The sequence below is a fragment of the Streptomyces scopuliridis genome (genome assembly GCF_042790125.1).
Lineage (GTDB): Bacteria > Actinomycetota > Actinomycetes > Streptomycetales > Streptomycetaceae > Streptomyces > Streptomyces scopuliridis_A.
The window spans coordinates 1-6,096 of record NZ_JBHTZS010000057.1; the positions used below are offsets into that span (position 1 = coordinate 1).

A 6,096-nucleotide genomic window follows, 5' to 3' on the forward strand; every position below is an offset into this window, starting at 1 on the left:
TCCTGACTGATCACATGCAGGACCCTCCCACAGACAGTCAGCCGATTCCACAGAGAAAGCCGCCGCAACGTGATCATTATCAGACACGCCCTAGCCACGTCAGCGATCCGGTTGCGGCCGACGGCACAGTGAACTCGGACCACATCAACTGAGACAGCCTCCGGCATGCGCCCGCCCGCGACCACATCACATGAGAATCCTGTCTTCCCCACACCTCAACCGAACTGGTCCCCGCAGGTCAGCGACCCGACTCGGAACCAGATCATTTGAGACCGGACACCGGGTTCGGTGGGACGTGGCGATCCGACCAGCGCCCGCTGCGCCGGACGGAGCCGTTGCCGCCGCAAGGACTTGGGCCGTTACTGCCGCAAGGACTTGAGCCGCAGGGCATCAAGCCGGGCCGTACGGCGATGCGGACGCGAGAGCAGCTGACTGACGGCATAGGCATACGGCAGCGGACCCGGAGCAATGCCCCTGGCGTGATGCCCCCGAGCGGTACGGGCCGCGGGACCGCGCTCACGGCCCGTTCCGACGGCCTGCAGCGCCAAGACACCCGAGCACGGATCACACCCCAACCCCAGACCCGGACCGACATGACAGGCCTGATCACCTGAGAAGTGAACCTCGACTCCAGAAGGAGCACACCGAGACGTCGATACACGTCACCTTGCCTGCTGGTCGGTCACTTCGCCTGGGCGAGCCAGACCGCGTCGGGGCCGGCCGGGAATCGCAGCTGGCCGGTCGCGTCGTGCACGGCTCGCCACACCGCCTCGGCGACATCGGTCTCCTTGGTGAACAGGTCCTGGCCTGTGAAGGAGTCGATGGCCTTCTTCGCCCACGCTGCATAGGGCGCCGGGACCAGCTCGTCCAGTGAGGCGCCATTCGTCGCCTTGGTGGCGAAGTTCGTCGTGAGGCAGGCGCCTGGCTCGACCGTCTTCGCCTGCACGCCGAACGGCGCGAGTTCGAGCGCGAGGGACGAGGTGAACCCCTCGATGGCCATCTTGCTTGCCTTGTAGACAGCTGAGAGCGGCATGTGGCCCAGCACCACGCTGGATGTCACGTTGACCACCACGCCGGAGCCGCGCTCGCGGAACTGGGGCAGCACCGCCTGCGAGGTCGCCATCACACCGAAGGTGTTGGTCTCGAACACCTCCCGCACCTGGGCCATGGGGGTGCCCTCGAACACACTGATCGAGGGGACGCCCGCATTGTTGACCAGGACGTCGACGGGTCCCGCCGCGTCGAGCGCCGCCGTGATGCTCGCGGGCTTGGTCACGTCGAGTTCGACGACACGGAGCCGGTCCGACTCGGGCAGGACGCTCGCACCGGGAGTGCGCATCGTGGCGATGACGTTCCACCCCTGCGCATGGAAGTGGAGGGCGGTCGCCCGGCCGTATCCGGACGACGTACCCGTGATCAGAACTGTCTTCATGCTGTGCCCCTCGGCGATGTGATGGGATCCGCGGAGCGCAGTCACTTTCCTACTCCGCAGAAGAACTGGTAATCCCATTGAATCGCTATGACCTGCGGAAATAGTAGAACTATCCTCGCCCACCCTTGCATAATCCTCCTCTGCGGTTGCATCCCCGCTCAGGGCAGGACACCGGCGGGGGTACGCATGGCATCGCGCAGGCGGGCGGCGTCCCGGCTGGGCGGCGCGCCGAACTGGCGGCGGTATTCCCGGCTGAACTGTGACGGGTTGTCATAGCCGACGCGGTGACCGACTCCGGTGACGTCGCCGGGGTGGGTGGCGAGCAGCAGCCGGGCCTCCTGCAGCCTGATCTGCTTCTGAAACTGGATGGGGCTCATCGCGGTCACCGCCTGGAAGTTGCGGTAAAAGGCGGAGACGCTCATGCCGGACAGCCGTGCCACGTCCTCGACCCGGAAGGGCTGGGCGTAGTGCTCGCGGATCCAGCGCACGGCCCGGGAGACGTGGCTGAGGCTGCTGTCGGCCAGGCCGAGCTGGCGAACCGTCGCACCCTGCTCGCCGGTGATCAGGCGCCACAGGATCTCGCGCTTGACCAGCGGGGCCAGTACAGCCCGGTCGCGGGGCTCGTCCAGCAGGCGCAGCAGCCGGACCACCGCGTCGAGCAAGGGGGCTGAAGCGTCGCTGACGGCGATCCCCGACGGTGTGCCTCCGCCGGAGCGAGGAGTGTCTCCGGGCCCGGCCTGCAGCAGCAACTCGGCGACGGCGGACGGTTCCAGCACGAGACCGAACCCCAGCGCCGGCAACTCGGGGGCTGCCTGGGTGAACTGTCCGGTGACGGGCAGGTCGACGGATGCGACCAGGTACTGCCCTGGGCCGTACTCGTACACCCGGTCGCCCAGAGCGAGTCGTTTCGCGCCCTGGGCGATGACCGCCAGCACCGTGCCCGACATCGAGGGCGACGGCGGATCTGACCGGTCGACCTTCGAGATGAGGACACCGTCGATGGCGGTGGTCCAGTCGGGCCGGGCATGCCGGGCCAGCAGGGTGCGGAGCTCTTCGAGGTACATGCCTCCATTGCAGCACCATTCGGCACCACGGCTCCCGCGACCGAGAGGATCGTACAAGTGCGAGCGAGCATCGCTCTAACATTTCCGCAGGTCACATGGGTTGAATGGAATCACCTCACTCCATCACCACAGAAGAAGGAAACCGTGATCGCCAACTACGGCTTCAACGCCACCCTGACCGCCAGGCCCCAGATGGGCGACCGGCTTGTCGACCTGCTGCTGACCGGCCTGAACGAGGGCAGCCCCGGCGCGAGCGAACACTGCATCGTCTACCTCGTCTCCCGTTCCGCCTCCGACCCCGACGTCGTCCACGTCACCGAGGGCTGGACCAGCGAGGAAGACCACCACCGGATCTTCGCTGGTGAGGCCGCCCAAGCCATCGTGGCGCGGATCGACGGACTGCTGGCCAAGGAGTCCGAGTACACCGACTACGTGCCGGTCCACGGAAAGGCCACCTTCTGACCCGCCGACCAATCCCCTGGTCCTTCCTGCCGCCTCGGTCCCTGCCGAGCGGTCCTCTTCTCGCCCGACCGTCCGCCACCCCACGAAAGGCAGCACCATGACCACGGCACGACCTGCCCTTGACCCCGAACTGCGTGAGCTGCTCGCCGACATGCCCCTCATGTCCCAGCTCAGTCCAGAAGTACTCGCGCAACTGCGCCGACTCCCGTCAACGCCTATTGAGTCCCTCCTCGCCCACCGACACGTCGACCGGCTCGAAGTCACCATGCCCGCCAAGGACGGTGCCCCCATCCCCCTGACGGTCTTCAGCCCCGCGAACACCGATCGCACCACCGCCGCACCCTGCATCTACTGGATCCACGGCGGCGGAATGGTCATGGGCGACCGCTTCTCCCAGATCGACATCCCGCTGGAGTGGCTCGACCAGTTCGGCGCGGTCGTGGTCTCCGTGGACTACAGGCTCGCACCCGAGGCCACCGGCGCCACCCCGGTCGAAGACTGCTACCAGGGACTGCTCTGGGTCGCTGATCACGCCGCCGAACTGGGCCTCGACCCCGCCCTGATCGTCGTCGCGGGCGCCAGCGCAGGAGGCGGCCTCGCCGCCGGCGTCACCCTGCTGGCCCGCGACCTCCGCAGCCCGGCGATCGCCGCGCAGATGCTGATCTGCCCCATGCTCGACCACCGCAACACCAGCACCTCCAGCCGCCAGTACTCCGGCGTGCCCGGCGTCTGGACCGGTGAGATGAACGCGTTCGCGTGGCACTCGGTCCTTGGCGACCTCACCGACGCCGAGGTGTCCGAGTACATTTCGCCGGCGCTGGCCGAGGATCTCTCGGGTCTGCCGACCACGTACATCGACACAGGCTCCGCCGAGGTCTTCCGTGACGAGGACACCGACTACGCCACTCGCATCTGGGCGGTGGGTGGCCAGGTCGAACTCCACGTCTGGGCGGGCGGCTTCCACGGCTTCGACGCCCTGTACCCGCAGGCACACATCTCGATCACAGCCCGCCAAACCCGCACGGACTGGCTCGCCCGGCTCCTCGAACCGCGCCGCATAGCGCCGTGACTCCAGCCGACGGTGATCGGCCATAGCTTTCACGGCTAAGCGGTCAGACCCATTGCCAAGAATCGCCATCAACCTGCAGAACCCGCGCGTCAGAGCTCCTGAAATCGGATGACCGGCGCGCGGGTTCCCGCCCGCCCCCCTCCAGGAAACTGCGCACCTGCTCGCTTTTCGGTGCACGCGCTGGAACCTCACCCTGAAAGGCGGAAGCCGAAGTTCAAATCGTGTGCCGCCTCTACTCCGTCTGGGCACGCCTGGTGCTCCTCAGACTCGAGGGCGCATCCCCCCAGACGGTCAATGGATTGACCCACAGACCCGATACGACCTGACGTGCAACGACTCTTGCTTGTGGTGCGCAGAACCAGCCCTACTCGGAGTCGCTGGAGCTGAGCCGGCTTGTCCTGCTCGACGAGGTCCCCGCGAACGCGGAAACGCGTCCGTAATGGGATGGCGGCGGCATCAGTAAATGATCAGATGCTGTACGAGTTACTATTCTTTGCCATTAGCCACATGTAGTACCAGCGGTCGTCGCGCAGTTTCCTCGGACTATTCTCTGCGGTATTCCGGATAATTTCCCAAACGCCACCGGCCCCGGCCGCACCGAAAAGAGGAAGCGCTGCCGCCATCGCTGGCCCATATACCGCGACAAGCACAGCTCCAACAGTACCGATCGCTGCACCAGTGACGGAGATTGCACGTTTCCTGCGTGCTGAATTCATCTCCGACTGGATACGCCCAATCTCATCTTCCAGCTGATTCCCAATCTTGCGCAGTTCGTGCTCCATGTGGTCACTTTGAACGGCCTCGTCGAGATCTGCGAGAGTTTGCTGGAAATGTCTTCTGACAGCACGGTAAGAGCCGAACTCATCGATCGTGATTCGGCTGGCGGTGGCCATCGGCACGCCATCGATGAATGGCAGGTCTATCTGTAGAATGGGGCGCACCACGCGGCTCTTCACTGACCCGCCAGCGTACCCTTCGACCTCCTCGATGGCTTTTCCATTCCGCGTCAGGAAATCCAGCGACGTCCGAACGGGAGTAGTACTCCTGTCGTTACGGCTCATCTCTGGGTTGAGGTTGTGAATAACTCCACGCTCAGATCTGATCGAGTACTTTGGTAGATACCAAACGAGTCCGGACCTGAGTAGGGGCTCGGAATCGGCGATCCACCGCCCCAGGGCGGAGATGTTGTCACACATCAGAGCTAGATGTTCCCCCCAGTCAGAAATGAGAATTCCAGTCCGGGGATCAAAGGAACTACGCGCCCTGGGAGGACCCAGGAAGCGTTCGACGGGGTCCATATTGGGGCGGAGTCGAGTAAGCCCCCATTCCGTCGTTGGCCGGTGATTTGAAAGCAGTAGAGTGTCAGTCACCAGCAGGCTTCGCTTGGTGATGCGTTCAAATCCGCCTTCGTGCACTCCCAAGCCGACATAAAATGTAGAGTGAGAGAATTTCTTGTCGTCGATCAGCTCGCGACGTCGCTCATGAAAGAAGTATCGCGCATACGCCTCCGCCATCAAACGGGCATCGCCTCGCTCCTTCGCCTTAACCCTCCTGAAGAAGCTGTTCATGTGTTTCGCGACAACTGGATTCTGATTCACCTGCCGGCGAATAAACATGGAGGAATTCTACACTGGCGAACTCCACATGGTGGACTTCCCGGCAGAACTCGATGCGGCCGTGAAGACTGGAGGCGACATCACGGTCTCCGGACTCGCCAGGCCTGCTCGCGTCGACCGCTTCCTCTCGCCACCGCAATCTGCTCGAACGCGTCCACGCTGCCGCCAGCACTCCCGGTCGACGAAGGCGGAGTGGCGGCGGTCAGCAAAGTCTCGCTCCAGACCAACCTGGCAAACGCGCTGGAGCGCAACAAGCGCCTCACGGTACAAGCCCGGCAATTGGAGAAGCGCGTGTCGACCGAGCTCGGCGAGCGCAATCCAGCCTGATTCCCACTCGGTGGTGCCCCCCGCGGGGGGGCCCCCCCCCCCCGAGTCCGACCCCCCCAACCCCCCCCCCCCAAAATAAAACCCCACCAACAGAAACACAAGAGAGAAAGCGCCGCAGCCCAAAGA

General features: G+C 64.6%; 6 protein-coding genes. 3 read left to right on the forward strand and 3 right to left on the reverse strand.

Features of this window, described 5'->3' with window-relative positions; all coding sequences use genetic code 11:
* Nucleotides 1–682: 682 nt before the first annotated feature.
* On the reverse strand, nt 683–1,432 hold the full coding sequence (locus tag ACFRKB_RS38200; RefSeq protein ID WP_383111192.1) for an SDR family oxidoreductase: 750 nt from the start codon (nt 1,430–1,432) through the stop codon (nt 683–685).
* Between the two features lie 158 nt (nt 1,433–1,590).
* Nucleotides 1,591–2,496 (reverse strand): AraC family transcriptional regulator, encoded by a 906-nt coding sequence (locus ACFRKB_RS38205; RefSeq protein ID WP_383111193.1) that lies wholly within the window; start codon nt 2,494–2,496, stop codon nt 1,591–1,593.
* Nucleotides 2,497–2,640: 144 nt separating this feature from the next.
* On the opposite strand from ACFRKB_RS38205, the gene ACFRKB_RS38210 reads away from it, so the two are divergent.
* Nucleotides 2,641–2,958 carry a putative quinol monooxygenase gene (locus ACFRKB_RS38210; RefSeq protein WP_383111194.1) on the forward strand — a complete coding sequence of 106 codons (318 nt, stop codon included), beginning with the start codon at nt 2,641–2,643 and terminating at the stop codon, nt 2,956–2,958.
* 97 nt (nt 2,959–3,055) lie between these two features.
* On the forward strand, nt 3,056–4,027 hold the full coding sequence (locus ACFRKB_RS38215; RefSeq protein ID WP_383111195.1) for an alpha/beta hydrolase: 972 nt from the start codon (nt 3,056–3,058) through the stop codon (nt 4,025–4,027).
* Nucleotides 4,028–4,494: 467 nt separating this feature from the next.
* Here the strand turns inward: ACFRKB_RS38215 and ACFRKB_RS38220 are convergent, their stop codons facing one another.
* Entirely contained in the window at nt 4,495–5,643 is a 1,149-nt protein-coding gene (locus tag ACFRKB_RS38220; protein WP_383111196.1) for a hypothetical protein, read from the reverse strand.
* Nucleotides 5,644–5,835: 192 nt separating this feature from the next.
* Here ACFRKB_RS38220 and ACFRKB_RS38225 point away from each other — a divergent pair, with 192 nt between their 5' ends.
* Entirely contained in the window at nt 5,836–5,970 is a 135-nt protein-coding gene (locus tag ACFRKB_RS38225) for a hypothetical protein (protein WP_383111197.1), read from the forward strand.
* Nucleotides 5,971–6,096: the final 126 nt, after the last annotated feature.